Annotated in this window: 1 protein-coding gene; it reads left to right on the top strand. The window is 39.1% G+C overall.

Annotated elements, in window-relative coordinates; genetic code table 11:
* Positions 1-249: 249 nt before the first annotated feature.
* On the top strand, positions 250-545 hold a 296-nt coding region (locus tag ACFQ1C_RS06720), incomplete at its 3' end, for a hypothetical protein (protein ID WP_379557833.1).

Raw genomic sequence — 545 nt, forward strand, 5'->3', positions numbered from 1 at the left:
CAAGGCATCCACCGTGTACGCTTAGTCACTTAACCATACAACCCCAAGAAGTGTGTTTTATACGGCGTTTGCTTAGCGATTTCTTCGTTGCGACTCTCACTCGTGCTATCACATAGAAAACTATGCTCAAGCACTCATTCAAGTTCGCGCCTCGAACTCGCGTTGCTAACGCGCGTCTAAAAGCCCACTTTATAAAGCGACCTTTAGACAGTATAAAAACAATTCTCTAAGCGGGGTTATAACGCATCAGTGACTGATGCTTACAACTTATTTCGCCAAGAATTTCTAAGACACTTGCGTATCAAGAACTACAAATTATTTCTATCAGCTTTCCAGATTGTTAAAGAGCAGATTTCGTTAGAAATCAAAGCTAAAATAGTTTTAGCTTTGGATTCTCAAATCCTGTTTGATAGAAACGAAGTTAGACTCCCTAGGAATCTAATTTTTCTTAATGTGAAACACATAAGAAAAAACGCTTCTATCAAAAGCGCTCTACTCATATCAAGCAAACTGTGTGAACACTCAACAGACGTTGAGTTAAGGTA

It is taken from the genome of Oceanisphaera ostreae, from assembly GCF_042676125.1.
Taxonomy (GTDB): Bacteria; Pseudomonadota; Gammaproteobacteria; order Enterobacterales; family Aeromonadaceae; genus Oceanimonas; species Oceanimonas ostreae.